We start from the raw sequence: 22,590 nt of genomic DNA on the forward strand, positions 1-22,590 counted from the left end.
CACCAGTGCCTCACGCGCTGCGACGTTGATCCCGCGCCTGAGTTTCGCAGAGGGTGACGACGCTTGTACCGGTTTTCGCGGGAGGCCCGGGGTGCGCAGCCCGGGCGGACCCCGGTCAGGCGCGCAGGGCGGTGATGGCGTCCTCGACGGTCGGCTGGAAGGTGAAGAGCTGGTCGAGGCCGACGATGCGGAAGACCCGCATCAGGTCGGCGTTCAGCCCGACGAGGACCAGCCGGGCGTCGGACTGCCGGGCCCGGTTGTAGGCGGCGACGAGCACGGTGATGCCGGTGGAGTCGCAGTAGGTCAGACCGGTCAGGTCGATCAGCACGGGGGCGTCGGGGCCGAAGGGCGTCTCGTCGACGGCCTGGCTGAGGTCCTTGGCCGTGTGGTGGTCGAGTTCGCCGGCCGCGGCCACCACGGTGGCACCCGCGGGGTGGGTTCGTCGGGTGGCGGTCAGGGTACGGTCGGTCACCTGTTCTCCTGTACGGGTGAGTGGGCACTGCCCGGGGGGACGGAAAGGACGAGCAGCGCGGTGTCGTCGCTGACCCCGGTACCCAGATCGGTGAAGAGGTCGTGCACCGTCGCCAGCAGACCCTCGGCTCCCTCGGAGGCGTGGGCGGACAGATGGCGGGTCAGTCCGTCCTCGCCGAGCATGGCGCCGTCCGCGGTACGGGCCTCGGTGAGCCCGTCGGTGTAGAGCAGCAGCGCGTCGCCGGGGGCGAGTCGCGTGGCGGCCTGCACGAAGTGCGGGTCGGGCAGCAGTCCGATCAGCTGGCCGCCGGTGGTCGAGATGGCCTCGACGCTGCCGTCCGCGCGCAGCGCCAGGGCGGGCGGGTGGCCGCCGCCGGCCAGCCTGACGGCGAACGACCCGTCGGGCCGGGCGTCGAGCACGCCGAAGACAGCGGTGCAGAACCGGGGGTTGTCGCCCTGGAACTCCCCTTTGAGCACCGCGTCGAGGTTGGCGAGCGCGGTGCACGGGTCGGGGTCGTAGATGGCGGCGGCGCGCAGGGTGTAGCGGGTCAGCGAGGTCAGCGCGGCGGCTTCCGCGCCCTTGCCGCACACATCGCCGAGGAAGAAGGCCCAGCGGCCGTCGTCCAGCGGGAAGAGGTCGTAGAAGTCGCCGCCGACCTCGTCGACGGAGGCGGTGTGATAGGCGGCGGCCGCGTCGAGGCCGGGCACCGGGGGCAGGGCCGGCGGCAGCAGGGTGCGCTGCAACGTGCGGGCCAGGCGTTCGGCGTCGGCGCGCCGCGCGCGTTCGGCGGCGACGGTACGCAGCGCCGACAGCCGCTGCTCCAGTTCGTCCATGACGAGCGCGGCCAGGTCCGAGAGCGCTTCGAGCCGGTCGCGGGTCAGCTGCCGGGGGCGGGTGTCGAGGATGTTGACGGTGCCCAGCCGGTGGCCGTCGGCGGTGGTGATCGGCGCGGCGGCGTAGAAGCGTATCGCCGGGCCGCCCCGCACGAGCGGGTGCGCGGCGGTACGCGGGTCGGCAAGGGTGTCGCCGACGACGTAGGGCTCGCCGTGCTCGATGGCGGAGGCGCACAGGCCCGGGGTGCGGCCGATCTCGCTGATGTCCTTCAGGCCGTGGGCGGCCTTGAACCACACCCGGTCGCTGTCCACGATCGACACGGTGGCCATGGGGGTGCCGAAGATGCGGGCGGCCAGGGAGGCGATCTTGTCGAAGGCGCCGTCGGGCGGGCTGTCCAGGACCTGGTAGCGGCGCACCGCGGCGAGCCGCCGCTGCTCGTCCGCCGAGGACCGTCTCACCTGCGGGTGGAAGGCGCCCTGGGCCACCGTCATGTCGTCTCCCCCGCTGCCGGCTGCCGTGCGCGCCGGTCCGATGCCCGGCTGTCCTATTCTACGGATCGCGTCCACGTGCTCCTGCGGTCGGCTCGGCGCCGTCCCGCGGTGCCCGGCCGCGCGGTCCGTGGCGCGTTCCGCGCGGGGGCACACTGGTAGCGGCCGGCGGGGAGGCTATCGACATGAACGAAGGGGTGCGCTGTGACACGTTCCGAGGACGCCGGGTTCGAAGTGCACCCCGCGGCAGGCGCCGCCGTGTTCACAGCCGATGAGGAAGTGGGCCGGGATCTGGCCCTGGTGGACTGGGCGGCCACGCCGCTCGGGGAGCCGGCCGACTGGCCGCAGAGCCTCAGGACAGCGGTGAGCATCCTGCTGTCGTCGCGCTTTTCCATGTGGATGGCGTGGGGCGACGACCTGACGTTCTTCTGCAACGCCGCCTACCGCCGCGACACCCTGGGCCGTAAATACCCCTGGGCGCTGGGACGGCCGGCCAGCGAGGTGTGGGCCGAGATCTGGGACGACATCGGCCCCCGTATCGACACCGTGCTGACCACCGGTGAGGCGACCTGGGACGAGGCGCTGCTGCTGTTCCTCGAGCGCTCCGGCTACACCGAGGAGAGTTACCACACCTTCTCCTACAGTCCGCTGCGCGACGACGCGGGCCGCGTCGTCGGCATGCTGTGCGTGGTCAACGAGGAGACCAAGCGGGTCATCGGCGAGCGCCGGATGACCACCCTGCGCGACCTCGGCTCCGACCCGAGCGTGGTGCGCACCGAGCAGGAGATGTTCGACTTCACCGGCCGGCAGCTGGAGCGGAACCGGCACGACCTGCCCTTCACGCTGACCTACCTCTTCGACGACGACGGCGGCGCGCGGCTCGCCGCCGCCACCGGGATCGCGGCGGGCCATCCCGCCGCCGCGGAAAGCCTCCCGGCGGGGTCGGACAGCGTGTGGCCGACGGCCGCGGCCGCCGGCGGCGAGTCCGTCCTGGTGCCGCTCGACCCCGGCGCCTTCCCCGGCCTGCCGGCCGGCGAGTGGCAGGAGCCGCCCGCCCACGCCCTGGTGGTGCCGCTGCTCCAGCAGGGCGGCGCACCGTACGGCTTCATGGTGGCCGGCCTGAACCGCTACCGGTCCCTGGACGAGGTCTACCGCGGCTTCGTGGACCTGGTCGCCGGCCATGTCGCCACCGGGGTGGCCAGCGCCCGCAGCTACCAGGCCCAGCAGCGCCGGGCGGAGGAGCTGGCGGAACTGGACCGCGCGAAGACGACGTTCTTCTCCAACATCAGCCATGAGTTCCGCACCCCGCTCGCCCTGATCACCGGGCCGGTCCAGGAGCTGCACAACCGGCTCGCGGACGCGGACCCGGAGGTGCGCGAGGAGCTGGAGGTGATCCACCGCAACGGACTGCGGCTGGGCAAGCTGGTCAACACGCTGCTGGACTTCTCCCGCCTGGAGGCCGGCCGGATGCAGGCCAGCTACGAGCCGGTCGACCTGGCCGCGGTCACCGGTGAGCTGGCCAGCGTCTTCCGCTCCGCGATCGACCGGGCCGGGCTGGACTTCCTGGTCGAGTGCGACCCGCTGCCCGAGCCGGTCCACATCGACCGCAGCATGTGGGAGAAGGTGGTCCTCAACCTGCTCAGCAACGCGCTGAAATTCACCTTCGACGGCTCGATCCGGGTCGGCGTGCGCGCCGTGGACGGTGTCGCCGAGGTGACCGTCGCGGACACCGGGATCGGGGTCGCGGCCGAGGAGATGCCCCGGCTCTTCGAGCGCTTCCACCGCATCGAGAAGGCCCGCTCCCGCTCGAACGAGGGCAGCGGCATCGGCCTGGCGCTGGTCAAGGAGCTGATCGGCCTGCACGGCGGCACCATCACCGCCGAGTCCGCCGCGGGCGAGGGCACCCGCTTCACCATCCGCCTGCCGTTCGGGTCCGGGCACCTGCCCGCCGACGCCGTCCTCCTGGAGAGCGGCGCGGACGCCGCCCCCACCGCCGCCGACCCGTTCGTGCAGGAGGCCCTGCGGTGGCTGCCCGGTGAGCAGGACCCTTCGCAGGCCGCGGAGCTGAACGAGCCGGTGACCGGTTCCGAGAACCAGGGCCGGGTGCTGATCGCCGACGACAACGCCGACATGCGCGAGTACCTCTCCCGCCTGCTGCGCGGCGCCGGCTACCGGGTCAGCACGGTCCACGACGGGCAGCAGGCGCTGGACTCCGTCCGCGCCAAGGCCCCCGACCTGGTGGTCAGCGATGTCATGATGCCGCGCCTGGACGGCCTGGCCCTGGTCGCGGCGCTGCGGAGCGACCCGCGGACCGCCTCGGTGCCGGTGCTGCTGCTGTCCGCCCGGGCCGGGCAGGAGGCGTCCATCGAGGGCCTGCAGGCCGGCGCCGACGACTACCTCGTCAAGCCGTTCGCCGCCGCCGAACTCCTGGCCCGCGCCCGGGCGAACATCCAGCTGGCACGGCTGCGCGGCCACCACGCCCGCTGGCGCACCGCGCTGGTCGACTCGATGCAGGAGGCGTTCTTCGTCTGCGACGAGGACGGCGCCGTCATCGAGATCAACGCGGCCTTCACCGACATCCTCGGCTACGGCACCGAGGGCCTGCCGTACGCGCCGCTCCAGCCGTGGTGGCCGGACGCCGACACCGATCCCGAGGCCCACGCGACGGTACGGAACGCCTTCGGCCGGCTGGTCGGCAACCGGAAGGGCAGCTACACCGTCCCGGTCACCCACCGCGAGGGGCACCGGATCTGGGTGAGCGCGACCTTCAACCAGGTCCAGGACCCCGACAGCGGCCGCAAGGTGATCGTCGGCACCTTCCGCGACGTGACAGCCGAGCACTACGCCATCCAGCGCGAAAGCGCCCTGGCGGCCCTCGGGACCTGCCTGTCCCGGGCCACCAGCCTGTCCGAGGCGCTGGGCGGCGCGCTGGACGAGCTGAAGAAGCTGTGGCGCGCGCAGACGGTCATGGCCGCGGTCTTCGAACGCGGCGACGTGCCCGCGCTGACGGCCACGGACGACGGCCTCAGCTGGCACGACCTGCCCGACGCGAGGCGCCGGGCGGTCACCGGTCTGCGCCGGCACTCGGTGCTCACCCCGGTCGCCGACCCCCTGGGGGCCGGCATCCTGCTGGAGCACCCCGACGGCCCGCTCGTCCTGTGGATCGACCTGGGCGAGCAGCGGCCCTTCACCGGTGAGGACCAGCTGCTGCTGTCCCTGCTGGCCGGCCACCTCGCGCAGGGCCTGGCCCGCGCCCACCAGATCGACCAGCAGCGCGAGACCGCCATCGCCCTGCAACGCGCCATCCTCGGCCCCTCCCACCTGCCCGAGGGCTTCGCCGTCCGCTACGAGCCGGCCACCCAGCCGCTGGAGGTCGGCGGCGACTGGTACGACACCGTCCCGCTGCCCGACGGGCGGATCGGCATCGTCGTCGGCGACTGCGTCGGGCGCGGCCTCCAGGCCGCCACCGTCATGGGGCAGCTGCGCAGCGCCTGCCGCGCCCTGCTGCTCCAGGACGCCCGGCCGGCCCAGACGCTGATGGCCCTGGACCGCTTCGCCGCCGGTGTCCCCGGCGCGGTCTGCACCACACTCTTCTGCGGCGTCCTCAACACCGAGACCGGGCAGCTGACCTACTCCAGCGCCGGCCATCCGCCCGGCATCCTCGTGCATCCCGACGGCACCGCGAACCTGCTGGAGGACGGGCGTAGCCTGCCGCTGGCCGTCCGCCCCGACGTCTCCCGCCCCGACGGCACCTGCACGATACGGGCCCGCTCCACCCTGCTGCTGTACACCGACGGTCTCGTGGAGCGCCGCCGGCGCCCGCTCAGCGCGGGCATCGACCAGGCGGGCAAGGTGATGCAGGACGGCCGGAACACCGCCATCGACGACCTCGCCACCGACGTGATGAGCCGGCTGGCCCCGGCCGACGGCTACGACGACGACGTCGCCCTGCTGCTGTACCGCCACCCCGCCCCGCTGGAGATGTCCTTCCCCGCCGAGTCCGCCCAGCTCGCCCCGGTCCGCAAGGCGCTGCGCGGCTGGCTCGACCGGTGCGACCTGCCGCCGCGTACGGTGCAGGACGTGCTGGTCGCGGTCGGCGAGGCGTGTGCCAACGCCATCGAGCACGGCCACCGCGACGCTCCCGGCAACCCCGTCTACTTCCGGGCCGAGGCACTTGTCGACGACCTGCACCTGACCATCGCCGACTCGGGCCGCTGGAAGACCCCCCAGCCCGAGCTGAACACCCATCGCGGTCGCGGCATGAGCCTGATGCACGCCCTGATGCAGCGCGTCACCATCACCCCCGGCCCGTCCGGCACCACCGTCGACATGCACACGAGGATCTCCTGATGACCACGCCCCTGACCCTCACCGCCGGCCGGCGGCCCGACGGCACCGCCCTGCTGACCGCGACCGGCGAGATCGACATGAGCAACACCGAAGCGCTGGCCGCCGCCCTCGACAGCACGTCCGGCCCCCTCGTGCTCGACCTGACCGGCATCGAATACCTCGACAGCGCGGGCCTGAGCGTGCTGTTCCCGCACGCCGAGCGGATCGAACTCATCGCCAACCCGCTGCTGAAACCCGTCCTGACCATCTCCGGCCTCGCGGACCTCACCACCATCCACGACGCCTAGGACCGTGACCGCTACGGGGTGAAGCGCCCCGGCGGTGGGCCTCAGGCGGCCAGCTCCGCCAGGTGCCCGGCCAGGATGTCCCGCGCCTCCTGCGGGCTCAACCGCGGCGGCCGGGCCAGCAGTTGCACCACCATGCCGTCCAGCAGGGCGTGCAGCCGCGCCGTCTCCGCGGCCCGGGTACGGCCGGGGCCGAGTCTGCCCAGCTCCGCCAGCCCGGCCAGGGCGCTGTCCACGGCGCCGCGGATCAGCTCGTCGACCTCGGCGCGGCGCCGCGCGGCCGAGGGGTCGCGGCGCGCGAGCGCCACCAGCGCGAACCAGGCCTCGGACTCCAGCCGCCGCTCGTCGTCCAGCGGCAGCAGCTGTTCCAGGGTGTCCTGCACCAGCTCGGGCGACAGCGAGCCCGCGGCGGCGCCCGCGCCGCCGATCCGCTGCCGTACCGACTCCACCACGAAGTCGACGGCGAACAGCACCATCTCGGTCTTGTCGGGGAAGTAGTGCCGCAGCGCCCCGGCCGACCAGTCGGACTCCTTGGCCACCGAGCGGACGCTCACCGCGTCGAAGCCGTCGCGCAGCGCGACACGCCACAAGGCGCCGGCCAGCTCCGCGCGGCGCCCTTCGTGATCCACGACCTTCGGCACCCTGCCATTATCACACAGCCGTGTTAGATTGGTTTTAGTACGACTGTCTCAAAAAAAGGGGTTGCCATGACTCACATGCACCCGGCTCCGTGGTGGCACTACGCCGTCACGATCGGGGCCCTCAACATCGCACGGCAGTTCGTCTTCCCGCCCGAGCAGGTGGGCACGGCCGCCACCATCAGCCTGTTCTTCGCGGTGGTCGCCATCGGCTTCCTGCTCGTCACGGCGCTGCGCGCGCTCACCGCGCCACGCGGCCGGGAGTAAGGCCCGCCGCCGGCCCGCGAAACGGCCCCGCCGTACCGGGCCGCGGGGCGCGGGCCGACTACCGTTGCCCCATGCCCAGCTACGTCATCACTGTCCCCGTCCATCCGGCCGCCCCGTTCACGCCCGAGCAAATGAGCGTCATCAGCGACGCCATCAAGGCCCGCGACGCCGCCCCGGAGGACGCCTCCTTCACCGAATACGGGGGCGAGTTCGTGACCGACGCCCCCACCGGCAACGCCGACGTCCGCGTACGGCTCGACGCGGTGGACGAGGAGACGGCCCTGCGGGAGTCCAAGCGGGTCGTCAGCGAGGCGCTGCTCGACGCCGGCCTGACCCGGCTGACCGCACCGCTCGGCGACCCGGCCGTCAGCAACTGACCGCGGCGGGGCGCGGGGGGCTCACGCCGGAGGCGCAGCCGGTGCCGGGCCGCCGCCGGACGGTCGGGTCATGCCAGGCGGTGGGCCTCCTCCGCCAGGACCGGCTCGCCCGGCTGGACCCCGTGCAGGACGTACGCCAGGATCTCGGCGCCGCGCACCACCCGGGGTCCCGGGCGGTTGAAGTGGGCGGGGCCGTCCAGGACCCACACCCGGCCGTCGCGGACGGCCGGCAGGTCGTCCCACGCCGGGTGCCGGGAGAGCAGGTCGGCCTCTTTCAGGGTGCGTTCGGGCGGGAAGCCGCACGGCATCAGCACGATCACCTCGGGCGCCGCCTCGATCAGCGCCGCCCAGTCCATGGAGCCGGTGTGCTCGCCCGGTTCGGCCAGCAGCGGCTCTCCCCCGGCGCAGCGGATCTGCTCGGGCACCCAGTGCCCGGCCGGCCACAGCGGGTCCAGCCACTCGATCGCCGCCACCCGCGGCCGGGGCCTGCCCGCCACCTGGGCGCGTACCGCGGCGAGGCGCTGCCTCAGCTCGGCCACCCGGCGGACCGCGGCCTGCGGAACCCCCAGGACGTCACCGACCCGCAGCACGCAGGCCAGCACGTCGGGCAGGGTGCGCGGCTCCAGGCTGATCACCTGGGGTCCCGCGCCGTCGAGCACCCGTACCGAGTCGGCCACCGCTTCGTAGGAGACGGCACACACCCGGCACAGGTCCTGCGTCAGCACCACGTCGGGCGCCAGCTCGGCGAGCAGCCCGGTATCGAGGGTGTAGAGGGACGAGCCCTGGTGCGCCGCCCCGCCCACCGCCTGCGAGATCTCCCGGCTGCTCAAGGCATCGGAGTCGAATTCGGCGGAGGTCACCACCGGCACCGCGGCGACCGCCGCGGCGGGCCAGTCGCACTCGTGGGTACGTCCGACGAGGTGGCCGCCGAGGCCGAGTTCGGCGACGATGTCGCTTGCCGCGGGGAGCAGGGAGACGATGCGCATGGCGGAACGGTAGACCTCTTGCGCCCCGCCCGCCGCACTGTCCGCCGATCCGGAGCGGCCCCCGCCGCCGGTCAAGCCGCGTGGAGCGGGGCAGGGGTGGACATCGGCCCGCCGGCGGGTGCCGCCGGTGCCGGTGCCGCCCGGCCGAGCGCGGTCGGCGGCCCGTCAGGAGGCGGCCGGAACAGGCCGCCGCAGCTACGCCGCCTACCCGGTGGAGACCTCGGACAGCGGCGCCCGAACGGGCCGCCCTTCGGCGCCCGCGGCGGTCAGATCTCGCCGAGGCCGCCCTCGTCCACGACCGGGTAGGGGACGAAGGTGCTGCTGTGCTCGTCGATCGCCAGCCGGCGGCCCAGCGGCGGCAGGGCGCGCTGGGGGCAGTCGGTGCGTTCGCACAGCCGGCAGCCCATTCCGATGGGGACGGCGGCGGAGGTGCTGCCGAGGTCGAGGCCGTCGGAGTAGACCAGCCGGGACGCCTGCCTGATCTCGCAGCCGAGCCCGATGGCGAAGGTCTTGCCGGGCTCGCCCCAGCCGCCCCGGTGCCGGGTCACCGCGCGGGCGGTCCACAGGTAGCGCTGCCCGTCGGGCATGGCGGCGACCTGGACGTGGACCCTGCCGGGAGCGGCGAACGCCTCGTAGACGTTCCACAGCGGGCAGGTGCCGCCGGCCCGGGAGAAGTGGAAGGCCGTGGCGGACTGGCGCTTCGACATGTTGCCCGCGCGGTCGACGCGGACGAAGGAGAAGGGCACGCCGCGCAGCCGGGGCCGCTGCAAGGTGCTGAGCCGGTGGCAGACCGTCTCGTAGCCGAGGCCGAAGCGGTCGGCCAGCCGCTCGATGTCGTAGCGGACGTCCTCCGCGGCCTGGTGGAAGCGGCGGTAGGGCAGGATCAGCGCGGCGGCGAAGTAGTTGGCGATGCCGATACGGGCCAGCGGCCATGCCGCCGAGTCCGGTGCGAAGTCCGCGGAGGCCAGCTCCGACAGGGCGTCGGCGTACTCCAGCAGCGCGAGCTGGGTGGCCATCCTGAACGCCTGCTGGCCGGGCCGCAGCCGGCTGGACAGGTGCAGGACCCGGGTGGCGGGGTCGTAGCGGTGGAGCCGGTCGGCGTCGGCGGCCAGGCTCACCCCGTGGCGGTCGGCGAGGCGCGCGGCCAGGGCGCGGACGGCCTCGCCCGGGCGCACGCCGATCTCGGCGGCGAGGCGTTCGGCCGCCAGGTCGGTCTCGTGCAGGTAGTTCTGGCGCCGGTAGAAGAACTCGCGGATCTCCTCGTGCGCAGAGCGGGGCATCGCCACCCCCTGCCGCCGGCCCTCCGTCGCCTCGAAGAGCCGCTCGGCGAGCTGCTGATTGCGCCGGCCGAGGTCCACGAACAGCGCCGCCACGGCCGGCGTGCGGGACGCCAGGTCCGACAGGTCGGACGCGGACACCCGGCCCGCGGCGACCTCGTCCGACAGCGCGTCGCGCAGGTCGGCCACCAGGCGGCTGGTGTCGCGCTCGGAGAAGAAGCCCGGGTCGATGCCGTACGCCTCGGTCAGCCGCAGCAGCACCGGCACGGTCAGCGGCCGGGAGTCGTGCTCCATCTGGTTGAGATAGCTCGGCGAGATGGCGAGGACCCGGGCCAGCTCGGCCTGGCTCAGCCGCCGCTCCTCGCGCAGCCGCCGCAGTCGCGCTCCCGCGTACGTCTTGCCCACCCGGACTCCCGTCCTCGAACGGCCGTCGCGCTGCTGGCGATCCTAGAGGCTGCGAGCCCGGTCGTGAGCCTTGGCAACCTTGGCAAACCGGCGCCGGAAGATTCGCCGAAGTTGGCAATCAACCCCTCTTGATGACACTCAATGCCACTGCCACAGTCGAACTGCGGCCCGCCGTGCCCCGGCAGCCGGACGAGCGGCTTCCTGTCACGACTCACGCCCTGACGTCGGAGATCTTGCCCGCTCGCGCCGAACGGGCAGCACTGCCCTGCCCGTTCGCACCCGAGTCGGCGGGCCGCACCCTTCGATCAGTCAGGCACTCAGTGCCACACATTCACCCCCACATTCGCACAGTTCACGAGACCCCGGGAGACAGGTCATGGCGCAGGCACGGACGACGACAACAGCCGAGGAACTGACCCGCCGCTGGGCGACCGACAGCCGCTGGGCGGGGATCGAGCGCACCTACACCGCGCAGGACGTGCTGCGGCTGTCCGGCAGCGTCCGGGAGGAGCACACCCTGGCCCGGCGCGGCGCCGAGCGGCTGTGGCGGCAGCTGCACGAGCGGGACTACGTCCACGCGCTCGGCGCCCTGACCGGCGGCCAGGCGGTGCAGCAGGTCAGGGCAGGGCTGCAGGCGATCTACCTGTCCGGCTGGCAGGTCGCCGCCGACGCCAACCAGGCCGGGCACACCTACCCCGACCAGTCGCTCTACCCGGTCAACTCGGTGCCGCAGGTGGTCCGCAGGATCAACAACGCGCTGCTGCGCGCCGACCAGATCGCCACCGCGGAGGGCGGCGGGGACACCACCGACTGGCTCGCGCCGATCGTCGCCGACGCCGAGGCCGGCTTCGGCGGACCGCTCAACGCCTTCGAGCTGACCAAGGCGATGATCGCCGCGGGCGCGGCCGGCGTCCACTACGAGGACCAGCTGGCCTCGGAGAAGAAGTGCGGCCACCTCGGCGGCAAGGTGCTGGTGCCGACCGCCCAGCACATCCGCACCCTCAACGCGGCCCGCCTGGCGGCCGACATCGCCGACGTCCCGACGCTGATCGTGGCGCGTACCGACGCGCTCGCCGCGACCCTGCTCACCAGCGACGTCGACGAGCGCGACGCCCCCTTCGTCACCGGCGAGCGCACCGCCGAGGGCTTCCACCGGGTGCGCGGCGGCATGGCGCCGGTCATCGCGCGCGGGCTCGCCTACGCCCCCTACGCGGACCTCATCTGGGTCGAGACCGGCACCCCGGACCTCGCCCAGGCGCGGGAATTCGCCGAGGCGGTCCACGCGCGGTACCCGGAGCAGATGCTCGCCTACAACTGCTCGCCGTCGTTCAACTGGAAGGCAGCGCTGGACGACGACCGGATCGCGAAGTTCCAGCGGGAGCTGGGCGCCATGGGCTACCGCTTCCAGTTCATCACCCTGGCCGGCTTCCACTCCCTCAACCACGCGATGTTCGACCTCGCCCGCGGATACGCCGAGCACGGCATGACCGCCTATGTCGACCTCCAGGAGCGGGAGTTCGCCGCCCAGGCCGACGGGTTCACCGCCGTGAGGCACCAGCGGGAGGTCGGCACCGGCTACTTCGACCTGGTCTCGACCGCCGTCAACCCCGCGTCCTCGACCACCGCGCTGAGCGGGTCCACCGAGGAGGAGCAGTTCCACTGAGCCACGGGCGGACCCGCCCCCGCCGCCGCCCCCCGTACCCGCCTCGGTGGCCGGACGACCCGCCCACCGAGCACTCCCGTTGAGGAGAACCGCATGACCACCACCGCCCTGACCGGCCGGGTCCGGGTCCTCGGCGCACCGGGTGACCGGTACGCCGAGATCCTCACCCCCGCGGCCCTGGACTTCCTCGGCCTGCTCGTCGACGCCTTCGCGGACCGGCGCCGGGACATCCTCAAGGAGCGCCGGCGGCTGGCCGCCCGGCTGGCCTCGGGCTCCCCGCTGGGCTTCCCGCTCGCCACCGCGGGGGTCCGCGCGGAAGCCTCCTGGCGCGTCGCGCCGCCGGCGCCCGGCCTGACCGACCGCCGGGTGGAGATCACCGGCCCGCCCGACCGGGCGATGGCGGTCAACGCCCTCAACTCGGGCGCGCGGGTGTGGATGGCCGACTTCGAGGACGCCACCTCCCCCACCTGGGACAACGTCATCGGCGGCCAGCTCACCCTGCTCGACGCCGTCGAGCGCCGGATCGACTTCCGCGCCCCCGGGGGCAAGGAGTACCGGCTCGGCGACCAGGTCGCGACCATCGTCGTCCGGCCGCGCGGCTGGCACCTGACCGAGGACCACCTGGAGGTCGACGGCGAGGCGCTGCCCGCCTCCCTCGTGGACTTCGGGCTGTACTTCTTCCACTGCGCCCGGCGGCAGATCGACGCCGGGCACGGCCCGTACTTCTACCTGCCGAAGCTGGAGAACCGGCACGAGGCGCGGCTGTGGAACGACGTGTTCGTGCTCGCCCAGGACCTCCTCGGTATCCCGCGCGGCACCGTGCGGGCCACCGTTCTGATCGAGACCGTCACGGCGGCCTTCGAGATGGAGGAGATCCTCTACGAGCTGCGCGAGCACAGCTCCGGGCTCAACGCGGGCCGCTGGGACTACCTGTTCAGCCTCATCAAGACCTTCGGGCACCGGCCGGACTTCCTGCTGCCGGACCGCGCGAAGGTCACCATGACCGCGCCCTTCATGCGCGCGTACACCGAGCTGCTGGTGCGCACCTGCCACCGGCGCGGCGCCCACGCCATCGGCGGGATGGCCGCCCAGGTGCCCGGCAAGGACGCGGAGGCGCACCGCGCCGCGCTGGCCGGGGTGCGGCTGGACAAGGAGCGCGAGGCCGAGGACGGCTTCGACGGCTCCTGGGTCGCGCACCCCGGTCTGGTCCCGGTCTGCCGCGACGTCTTCGACGGGGTGCTCGGCGACCGCCCGCACCAGATCGACCGCACCCGCGGCGATGTCGCGGTGAGCGCGGCCGACCTGCTGTCCGTACGCCGGATCGGCGCGCCGCCCACACCGGAGGGCGTCCGTACCAACACCGCGGTCGCCGTGCGCTACTTCGCCGCGTGGCTGCGCGGACGGGGGGCCGTCGCCCTGTACGGGCTGATGGAGGACGCGGCCACCGCCGAGATCGCCCGCGCCCAGATCTGGCAGTGGCTCCGGCACCGCGCCATCGGCCGCGCGGCGGTCCTGGAGGTGCTGGAGGCCGAACTCGCCGCGCTCGGCGCGGAATCGCCCGGGGCGCCGCTCGACGAGGTCCGCGCGCTCTTCGAGCGGACCGCGCTGGCCAGGGAGCTGCCCGCCTTCTTCACCACCGACGCCTACACCCGCCTGGTGGGCCGTCCGGGTGATCCGGACCGCCCGTTCCACGACCGGGCCTGAGCGACGGGCCGGACGGGGCGGCGGTACGCGGAGCAGGTGGCGGCCCCGCAAGCCGCCGCCCCGTGCCCGCCGGGCGTGCTCCATGTCACATCCCGGAATGTGGTCGGGAATGACCGCGGGGTGGTCCGCGCCTTAGCCTGGCACGTGCAGCTGGTTCGCCCCTGCCCGCCAGGCAGGAGCGTCGCAAGAGGGAACCCGGTGGGAATCCGGGACTGCCCCGCAGCGGTGAGTGGGAACGACCGCCGTCATACGCACTGGGTCCGGGCCGCGGACCTGGGAAGCGACGGTCAGTAGGAGTCTGCCCCGGCAGGCGTGCCCGCGAGTCCGAAGACCTGCCCGTTGCCCGCACGCGACCGATCGCGTGCGGACATCCCGGTGACCTCGTGGGCGGGTCGGCGTACATATCCGGCGGATCATCACCCCTGCGGGGTGTACGTTCCGTCCGATTCGTCACCTTCGCGCCTGTGTCCCGTTACCGGGATGCCAGGAGACATCTCGCGAAGGAGATTTCCGTGACAGCGAAGTCCGCAGCCGCGGCAGCACGGGCCACCGTGTACGGCTACCCCCGCCAGGGCCGGCACCGGGAACTGAAGAAGGCCGTCGAGGGCTACTGGAAGGGCCGCGTCAGCGCCGACGCCCTCCACGCCACCGCCGCAGACCTGCGCGCCGCGAACTGGCGCCGGCTCGCCGAGGCGGGCGTCCACGAAGTGCCCACCGGCGACTTCTCGCTCTACGACCACATCCTCGACACCAGCGTCATGGTCGGCGCGATCCCCGCCCGCCACCGCGCGGCCGTCGCGGCGGACGCCCTGGACGGCTACTTCGCCATGGCCCGCGGCACGCAGGACGTCGCGCCGCTGGAGATGACCAAGTGGTTCGACACCAACTACCACTACCTGGTGCCCGAGCTGGGACCCGACACGACGTTCGCGGCCGACTCGTCCAAGCAGGTCGCCGAGCTGAGGGAGGCCCTCGCCCTGGGCCTGTCCGCCCGGCCCGTCCTGGTCGGGCCTGTCACCTACCTCCTGCTCGCCAAGCCCGCCCCCGGCGTGGGCAGCGGCTACGCCCCGCTCGCCCTGCTGGACCGGCTGCTGCCGGTGTACGCCGAGGTGCTGGCCGACCTGCGCGCGGCCGGCGCCGAGTGGGTGCAGCTGGACGAGCCCGCCCTCGTCCAGGACCGCACCCCGGCCGAACTCGAAGCCGTCGAGAAGGTCTACCGCGACCTCGGCGCCCTCGTGGACCGGCCCAAGCTGCTGGTCGCCTCGTACTTCGACCGGCTCGGCGACGCCCTGCCGGTGCTGGCCAAGGCGCCGGTCGAGGGCCTGGCGCTGGACTTCACCGAAGCCGCCGCCGCCAACCTCGACGCGCTCGCCACCGCCGGCGGACTGCCGGGCAAGCGGCTGGTGGCCGGTATCGTCAACGGCCGCAACATCTGGATCAACGACTACGAGAAGTCGCTGACCACCCTGGCCACCCTGCTGGGCCTGGCCGGCCAGGTCGATGTGGCCGCCTCCTGCTCCCTGCTGCACGTCCCGCTCGACACGGCCGCGGAACAGGACATCGACCCGCAGATCCTGCGCTGGCTCGCCTTCGCCGAGCAGAAGACCGCCGAGATCGTCACCCTGGCCAAGGGACTGGCGCAGGGTACCGACGCCATCGCCGCGCAGATCGCCGCGAACCGCGCCGACCTCGCCTCCCGCGCCGCCTCCCCGATCACCCACGACTCCGCCGTACGCGCCAGGGCCGCCGCCGTCACCGACGCCGACGGCCGCCGCTCCCAGCCGTACACCGAGCGGACCGCCGCCCAGCGCGCCCACCTCGGGCTGCCCCTGCTGCCGACCACCACCATCGGCTCCTTCCCGCAGACCGGCGAGCTGCGCACCGCCCGCGCCGACCTGCGGGCCGGCCGGATCGGCACGGCCGGCTACGAGGAGCGCATCAGGGCCGAGATCGCCGAGGTCATCGCCTTCCAGGAGAAGACCGGCCTCGACGTCCTGGTCCACGGCGAGGCCGAACGCAACGACATGGTGCAGTACTTCGCCGAGCAGCTCACCGGCTACCTCGCCACCCAGCAGGGCTGGGTCCAGTCCTACGGCACCCGGTACGTCCGCCCGCCGATCCTGGCCGGCGACATCTCCCGGTCCGGGCCGATGACGGTGCGCTGGACGAGCTACGCCCAGTCGCTGACCGAGCGGCCGGTCAAGGGCATGCTCACCGGGCCGGTCACCATGCTGGCCTGGTCCTTCGTGCGCGACGACCAGCCGCTCGGCGACACCGCCCGCCAGGTGGCGCTCGCCCTGCGCGAGGAGGTCGCCGACCTGGAAGCCGCGGGCACCCGGGTCATCCAGGTGGACGAGCCCGCGCTGCGCGAGACGCTGCCGCTGCGGGCCGCCGACCGGCCGGCGTATCTGGACTGGGCGACCGAGGCCTTCCGCCTCACCACCGCGGGGGTGCGGCCCGCCACCCAGATCCACACCCACATGTGCTACGCGGAATTCGGCGACATCGTCCAGGCCATCGACGACCTCGACGCCGATGTCATCAGCCTGGAGGCCGCCCGCTCCCACATGCAGGTCGCCGCCGAGCTGGCCGCCCACGGCTACCCGCGCGAGGCCGGCCCCGGCGTCTACGACATCCACTCGCCGCGCGTGCCCGGCGCCGACGAGGCAGCCGCGCTGCTCCGCAAGGGGCTCCGGGCGATCCCCGCCGAGCGGCTGTGGGTCAACCCCGACTGCGGCCTGAAGACCCGCGGCTGGCCCGAGACCAGGGCGTCGCTGGAGAACCTGGTCAGCGCCGCCCGCGCGGTCCGCGCGGAGCTGCCCGCGTCCTGACCCCGGCGGCCGGGCGGGGCCCATGCCCTGCCCCGCCCGGCCGGCGCGCACCCGGGTAGGGTCAGGGACCACAGGGCGAACGGGAGTTCACCGGCAGGGGGGTGGCGGGGGATGAACGCACCACGGGGACTCCGAGCCGCGGAGGGCCTGTACGTGACGGCCGTGGGCAGCCTGGCGGTGCTCGGCGGTGTCCGCGGCAGCGCGCCGCCCTACCTCGTGGCGATCGCCGCGACCCTGCCGTTCGGTATCGCGGCGATCGTGCTCATCTACGGCGGCTACGCACTGCTCAAGGGCGTGGGCGGCCTGTGGGCCCCGACCACGCGCGCCGGCGGCGACGACGCGGTCTGGCTCAGCGCCGGCAGCGCCACGCTGAATGTCGCCGTCCTGGTCGCGGCGGCGCTCGCCAACGTCGTGCTGCTCGAAGTCCTCCGCCGCCGGCGCCGCCGCGCCGCCGCGCGCTGACGCACCCGGCCACCGCCCGACGGGGCGGTGGCCGGGTGCGTCGCGGGACCGCCGCCCACCAGGGCGGCCCCGCCGGCCGGCGGCGTGGACAGCGCCCGGCCCCCGACTCCCCTCCGGCCGGGGGCCGGACTGTCCACGCCGCCGGGTTTGATGGCCCGGCCTCGGCTCAGACGGCCGCCACCGGCGCCGCCTGCTCGGCCGCTCCCGCCTCGCCGGGCAGCGGCGCCGCCCCGCCCAGCAGCCCGGCCAGGTGCTCGCTGATGGCGGAGACGGTGGGCTGGTGCCACAGGAGCGTCGCCGGCAGCTTGGTGCCGAAGCGCTTCTCCAGCCGCCGCCGGATGACGATCGTCATCACCGAGTCGAGGCCCTGCTCGACGAGCGACTTGCGGTGGTCGAGCTGGGTGGTCGCCAGCTTCATCTCACCGGCGATCTGCACGCCCACCTCCTCCAGCAGCCGGGTCCGCAACTCCTCCGGGGGAAGATCCGCGAACCCGTCGGCTCCGCTGCCGGCCGCGGGCGCCGCCTTCTGCGCCGTGTGCACCTCGCTCAGGAACGGCAGTTCCACATCCGGTTCGCCCGGCAGCAGGCGCAGCACCGGGTAGTGCCCCGGGCCGCGCCGCTCGGCGAAGTCCCAGGCGGAGAAGGCCTCCTGGACGGAGATGTCGCACGTGCCGCGGGCCCGCAGCTCGCTGTCGACCACCTCGTTGACGGCCATGCCCTGCCCGCGCCACGAGGTCCAGCCGAAGCTCGTCGTGTCACCGGACCCGGCGTAGGCGTTGCGGTGCGCGGCGAGCGCGTCGAGGAAGGCGTTGGCGGAGCCGTAAGCGGCCTGTCCCGGCAGGCCCAGCAGCTGGCCGCACGAGGAGAACAGGACGAAGAAGTCCACCTCGGCGGGCGGGAAGAGGGTGTGCAGCGCCCACGCGCCGTCCGCCTTGGGCCGCATCACCGTACGCAGCGACTCCTCGTCGACCGCGGTGACCATGCGGTTGTCGAGGACTCCGGCGAGGTGGACCACGCCCCGGACGGGCGGCAGTCCGAGGGCGTCAGGGGTCAGCAGCGCTGCGGCCCGCTCGGTGTCGGTGATGTCCAGGGATACCACCTTGACCGTCACGCCCTGTTCCTCCAGGGCGCGGACCGCCTCGATCTGCTGCCTGGCGGCCGGGTCCGCGCAGTCCTCCCAGGCCGAGCGGGGCGGCAGCCCGCGCCGGCCCGCCAGGACGAGGCGGCGGGCGCCGCGCTCGACCAGCCACTGGGCGACCTCCAGGCCGAGGACGCCCAGGCCGCCGGTGATCAGATACGTGCCGTCCGCGCGGCACTCCAGCGGTTCGCCGCCGGCCTCGCGCTCGCACGGGGCGAGCCGGGCGACCGTCGCGGACCCGTCGCGGATCGCGACGACGTCGTCGGCGGTGCCCGCGTGCAGGACGGCGAGCAGTGCCGCCGCGTCGGCGCCCGGGCCGCCGGGCGCCAGGTCGACCACACCGCCCCACAGCTCGCTGTGCTCACCGGCGATCACCCGGCCCAGGCCCCATACGGAGGAGTGCGCCAGGTGGGCCTCCTGAAGGCTCTCGCGTACGCCGGTGGTCACCGCCCACAGCCGCGGGAAGACCAGCGTGTCGCGGGCGGCGATCCGCTGGGCCGTGCCGAGCAGCTGCCAGGCGGCGCGGGCGGCGACCTCGGTGACCGGGGCGTCCGCCGTGGGAGGCGGGACCACGACGACGTCGGTCCGCTCGTCGAGCCCGGTGAGGTCGTCCAGCAGGGCCGGGTCCCGCACCACCTGGACCTCGGCCCCGGCAGCGGACAGTCCCGCGCCCAGGGCGTCCAGGGCCGCGGTGTCCGTTCCGACCAGCACGATCCGGCGGGCCGCGGTGTTCTCCGGCGCCGCCACCTCGTACGGCCGCCACGCCACCTCGTGCACCAGGTCCTGGGGGCGCGCCGCCGCCATGGCGCCCTCGTCCATCCCGCCGTAGCGCAGCCCGCTCACCCAGGCGACGACCCGGCCGCCGGCGTCGGCCACGAGGACGTCGACGGTGTCCTCGCGGGCCGGGTCGGCGGTGACCTGGACGGTGGCAGGACCGGTCGGCGGGGCGCCGTCCGTGCCGATCTCGTCGAAGGACGCCACCATGCGCAGGGCCGCCGGGCCGGGGATGGCGGTCGGCGCGATGGACAGGGCGGCGTCGAGCAGCGGCGCCCAGGTCGGCTCGGCGCGCTGCGGCTGTTCGACGCTGACGCGGGCCCGCAGCAGGCCTTCACCGCGGGCGAGTTCCTCGATGGTCCAGTCGAAGCCCATGGTGGGCACGCCCACCGAGGCCAGATGCCGCTGGACGTCGCCGGGGTCGGCGACGCCGAGCGGCGTACCCGTGGCCAGGCCCTGGGGGGCCTGCGCGCGGCGCGCGGGGACGGACGTGGCCGTGGTGTGGGTGAGCCACACCGCGCCGTCCTCCTGGGCGCGGGAGGCCAGCCGCAGGGAGGTGTCGTCCTTGATCACCTGGAGTTCGCGGCGCTCGGCGACCATCAGCGGCAGGCGCAGCGCCATGTCGCGCAGCACAGGGCGGGTGCCGTCGGCGGCCCGTGCCGCGTCCAGGAAGGTGTTGATCAGGACGGCGGCCGGGACGATCTCCGTACCGTTGATGGTGTGGCTGCCCGGGTACGGGCGGGTCTCGTCGTCGAGCAGGGTGCGCCACAGCTCCAGCGGGCGGCCGGCGACGGGGACCCGCGGTCCGAGCAGGGCGTGCGAGTCCAGGTCGTGCTGGAGTCCCTGGCCCGCTCCCGCCGAGCTGGTCGCGTGCCAGTGCGGGCTGCGCTGCCAGGCCACCAGGGGCAGCGGGACGAGGCCGCCGGACGGCTGGAGGCGCGCCCAGTCCACGGTGATGCCGTGGCAGTGCGCCGCCGCCACGGACGCGAGCAGGACGGTCCGCTCGGGCTGGTTGCGGCGCAGGGTGGAGCCGGTGAAGGCGTCGTCCAGGCCGAGCTCGGACAGCGTCTCGCCGATGGAGTGGGCGACGACGGGGTGCGCGGACACTTCGAGGAAGGCGCGGTGGCCGTCCTCGACGGCCGCTGTCACCGCCGCCTGGAGCCGCACGGGGAAGCGCAGGTTGGCGGCCCAGTAGGCGCCGTCCAGGAGCAGTTGCGACCTGGGGTCCTCCAGCGCGGTGGAGTAGACCGGGATCCTGGGCGTACGCGGCCTCAGGTCCCCCGCCGCGGCGGTCAGTTCAGTGAGCAGCGGGTCCATGTGCGGGCTGTGGAAGGCCACGTCGGAGGCGACGCGGCGCATCTGGATCCCCTCGGCCTGCCACGCGTCGATCAGCGTCTCGACCGCCGTCGGGTCGCCCGCGACGACCGCGGACTGCGGGGAGGCGGCGATCGCGGCCACCACGTCGGAGCGCCCTTCCAGGCGCTTGCCCGCCTCCTCGAAGGACAGGCTCGCCATCGCCATGGCGCCGCGGCCGGCCACCCGCCGCAGCAGGCGGGAGCGGCGGCAGATCAGCCGGGCGCCGTCGGCCAGGGACAGGGCGTCCGCCGTCACCGCCGCGGCGATCTCGCCGACGGAGTGCCCGATCACCGCGGCCGGGGCGGCGCCGTAGGAGCGCCACACGGCCGCCAGCGCGACCTGGACGGCGAAGATCATCGTCTGGATGCGGTCGACGGAGTCGAACTCGCCGTCCAGCAGGGCCTGCCGGGCGGAGAAGCCGATCTCCTCCTGGAAGATCGGGTCGATCTCGTCGATGACGGCGGCGAACGCCGGCTCGGCGGCCAGGAGTTCGCGGCCCATGCCCGACCACTGGGAACCGTGGCCGGAGAACACCCACACCGGCCCGGCGCCGGGATCGGAAGGCGCCGTCCCGATGACGGCCTCACGGGTCTGCTCCCCCACGGCGATGAGCCGCAGCCTGGCCACGAGGTCCGCGTGGTTCGACGCCACCACCGCGGCCCGCTGGGACAGCGCCGACCGGCGCAGGGCCAGGGTGTGGCCGACCGCCTCCAGCGGCAGCCGGGAGCCCTCGGCCGACAGCCGGTCGGCGAGGCGGCCCGCGTACGCCCGCAGGCCCGCCTGCGAGCTGCCGGAGATCGGGTACAGCCGCTCGGCCGGGGCGCCCGCGGTGTCCTCGCCGCGGTGCGCCGGGGCGGGGTGCGCGTCGGCGGGGCGGGGTGTCTGCGGGGCCTGCTCCATGACGATGTGGGCGATGGTGCCGCCGTAGCCGAAGCCGGACACCCCGGCCCTGACCGGCCGGTCGGGGCGCTGCGGCCAGGCGGTGCGCTCGGTGACGACGCGCAGTCCCGAGGTGTCCCAGTCGATGGCGGGGTTGCCCTCGGAGTAGTTCAGGCTCGGCGGGATCTCGCCGTTGCTCAGGGCCAGCACCACCTTGATGAGGCTGGCGATGCCCGCGGCGGCCTCCAGGTGGCCGATGTTCGGCTTGACCGAGCCGATGAGGCAGGGCTCGTCGTCCGGCCGGCCCCGGCCGAAGACGGCGCTGAGCGCTCCGGCCTCCAGCGGGTCGCCCAGCCGGGTGCCGGTGCCGTGGGCCTCCACGTAGTCGACGGAGGCGGGCTCGACGCCCGCGCGCCGGCAGGCGAGGTCGAGCACGTGCTCCTGGGCCGTACCGCTGGGCGCCATGATGCCGTTGGTCCGGCCGTCCTGGTTGACCGAGCTGCCCCGGATGACCGCCAGGACGTTGTCGCCGTCCCGCCGCGCGTCCGCGAGCCGCTTGAGGACCAGCAGGCCGCAGCCCTCGCCCCGGCCGTAGCCGTCGGCGGAGGAGTCGAAGGACTTGGAACGGCCGTCGGGGGCAGTCGCGCCCGCCGCGTCCAGGGTGAGCGTCAGTCCGGGCGAGATGATCAGGTTCACCCCGCCGGCGAGCGTCACGTCGCTCTCCCCCGCCCGCAGGCTCTGGCAGGCCAGGTGGACCGCGACCAGCGACGCCGAACACGCGGTGTCCACCGCCAGGCTCGGGCCCTGGAGGTCGAGCGCGTAGGAGATGCGGTTGGCCGCAGCGCACATCGCGCTGCCGATACCGGTCCACGCCTCGATGCCCGGCAGGTCCTCCAGCAGCCGGCGTCCGTAGTCGTCCGAGCCGATCCCGACGAACACGCCCGCGTCGGTGCCCGCGAGGTCGCGCGGCGGGATGCCGGCCTGCTCCAGGGACTCCCAGGCCACCTCCAGCAGCAGCCGCTGCTGGGGGTCCATCAGCTCCGCCTCACGGGGCGACAGTCCGAAGAACTCGGTGTCGAATCCCTCGATGTCGTCGAGGAACCCGCCCCACCGGGTGGCGCGCCGCAGCGCGGCGGCGTGGTCGGGGCCGGCCGCCTCGTACGGGCGCCAGCGCTCCTCGGGCACCTCCTTGATGCCGTCGCGCCCGTCGAGCAGCAGGTCCCAGAAGGCTTCGGGGGTGTCGGCCCCGCCGGCGAACCGGCAGGCCATGCCGACCACGGCGACGGGCTCTTCGACGGCCTCCGGGCTGCCCGCGCCGGCAGCGTCGTCTCTACGCACGATTGGTGCTCCTTTTTCTCGTCCTTGAGGGTCGGCGATGAGAGGGTGCGGGCCGCCGATCGGGCCC

The 22,590-nt window shown here is 74.0% G+C and carries 14 protein-coding genes and 1 riboswitch; of the genes, 8 read left to right on the plus strand and 6 right to left on the minus strand.

The features are described 5' to 3' along the window. Positions 1–115 precede the first annotated feature (115 nt). Positions 116–472 carry an STAS domain-containing protein gene (locus OHA86_RS03840; RefSeq protein WP_329172473.1) on the minus strand — a complete coding sequence of 119 codons (357 nt, stop codon included), beginning with the start codon at positions 470–472 and terminating at the stop codon, positions 116–118. Next, entirely contained in the window at positions 469–1,797 is a 1,329-nt protein-coding gene (locus OHA86_RS03845) for a PP2C family protein-serine/threonine phosphatase (protein ID WP_329172475.1), read from the minus strand. Before OHA86_RS03845 ends, OHA86_RS03840 begins: the two co-directional genes overlap by 4 nt. Positions 1,798–1,998: 201 nt before the next feature. Here OHA86_RS03845 and OHA86_RS03850 point away from each other — a divergent pair, with 201 nt between their 5' ends. Further along, positions 1,999–6,144, plus strand: coding sequence for a SpoIIE family protein phosphatase (locus tag OHA86_RS03850; protein WP_329172477.1), 4,146 nt, complete (start codon positions 1,999–2,001; stop codon positions 6,142–6,144). Continuing rightward, on the plus strand, positions 6,144–6,431 hold the full coding sequence (locus OHA86_RS03855) for an STAS domain-containing protein (protein WP_329172478.1): 288 nt from the start codon (positions 6,144–6,146) through the stop codon (positions 6,429–6,431). Before OHA86_RS03850 ends, OHA86_RS03855 begins: the two co-directional genes overlap by 1 nt. Positions 6,432–6,472: 41 nt before the next feature. Here OHA86_RS03855 and OHA86_RS03860 read toward each other — a convergent pair whose 3' ends face one another. Next, positions 6,473–7,069 carry a TetR/AcrR family transcriptional regulator gene (locus OHA86_RS03860; protein WP_329172480.1) on the minus strand — a complete coding sequence of 199 codons (597 nt, stop codon included), beginning with the start codon at positions 7,067–7,069 and terminating at the stop codon, positions 6,473–6,475. A gap of 66 nt (positions 7,070–7,135) precedes the next feature. Here OHA86_RS03860 and OHA86_RS03865 point away from each other — a divergent pair, with 66 nt between their 5' ends. Both OHA86_RS03865 and OHA86_RS03870 read left to right on the plus strand, forming a co-directional pair. Beyond that, positions 7,136–7,333: a hypothetical protein gene (locus OHA86_RS03865; RefSeq protein WP_329172482.1), complete on the plus strand. Its 198-nt coding sequence runs from the start codon at positions 7,136–7,138 to the stop codon at positions 7,331–7,333. 71 nt (positions 7,334–7,404) lie between these two features. Next, a complete protein-coding gene (locus OHA86_RS03870) occupies positions 7,405–7,710 on the plus strand; it encodes a hypothetical protein (RefSeq protein ID WP_329172484.1) in 306 nt (101 codons plus the stop codon). A 68-nt stretch (positions 7,711–7,778) separates the two neighbouring features. Here OHA86_RS03870 and OHA86_RS03875 read toward each other — a convergent pair whose 3' ends face one another. Further along, the gene (locus OHA86_RS03875) at positions 7,779–8,696 is read right to left on the minus strand and encodes a cobalamin-binding protein (protein ID WP_329172486.1); all 918 of its coding nucleotides are present in this window, start codon (positions 8,694–8,696) and stop codon (positions 7,779–7,781) included. 266 nt (positions 8,697–8,962) lie between these two features. After that, a complete protein-coding gene (locus OHA86_RS03880; protein WP_329172487.1) occupies positions 8,963–10,378 on the minus strand; it encodes a short-chain fatty acyl-CoA regulator family protein in 1,416 nt (471 codons plus the stop codon). A 376-nt stretch (positions 10,379–10,754) separates the two neighbouring features. Between OHA86_RS03880 and aceA the strand changes: the two genes are divergently transcribed. The 4 genes from aceA (at position 10,755) to OHA86_RS03900 (ending at position 17,038) form a co-directional block, all read left to right on the plus strand. Beyond that, complete coding sequence (gene aceA / locus OHA86_RS03885) at positions 10,755–12,041, plus strand: isocitrate lyase (protein ID WP_329172488.1); 1,287 nt, start codon at positions 10,755–10,757, stop codon at positions 12,039–12,041. A gap of 93 nt (positions 12,042–12,134) precedes the next feature. Beyond that, positions 12,135–13,745 carry a malate synthase A gene (gene aceB / locus OHA86_RS03890; protein WP_329172490.1) on the plus strand — a complete coding sequence of 537 codons (1,611 nt, stop codon included), beginning with the start codon at positions 12,135–12,137 and terminating at the stop codon, positions 13,743–13,745. 134 nt (positions 13,746–13,879) lie between these two features. Next, positions 13,880–14,099: riboswitch (cobalamin riboswitch) on the plus strand. 158 nt (positions 14,100–14,257) lie between these two features. After that, positions 14,258–16,576: a 5-methyltetrahydropteroyltriglutamate--homocysteine S-methyltransferase gene (gene metE, locus OHA86_RS03895; RefSeq protein ID WP_329172491.1), complete on the plus strand. Its 2,319-nt coding sequence runs from the start codon at positions 14,258–14,260 to the stop codon at positions 16,574–16,576. A gap of 111 nt (positions 16,577–16,687) precedes the next feature. Continuing rightward, complete coding sequence (locus OHA86_RS03900) at positions 16,688–17,038, plus strand: hypothetical protein (RefSeq protein WP_329172492.1); 351 nt, start codon at positions 16,688–16,690, stop codon at positions 17,036–17,038. A 166-nt stretch (positions 17,039–17,204) separates the two neighbouring features. Here OHA86_RS03900 and OHA86_RS03905 read toward each other — a convergent pair whose 3' ends face one another. Further along, complete coding sequence (locus OHA86_RS03905) at positions 17,205–22,523, minus strand: type I polyketide synthase (RefSeq protein WP_329172493.1); 5,319 nt, start codon at positions 22,521–22,523, stop codon at positions 17,205–17,207. Between the last annotated feature and the right edge of the window lie 67 nt (positions 22,524–22,590).

It is taken from the genome of Streptomyces sp. NBC_01477, from assembly GCF_036227245.1.
In the GTDB taxonomy this organism is placed as follows: Bacteria; Actinomycetota; Actinomycetes; order Streptomycetales; family Streptomycetaceae; genus Actinacidiphila.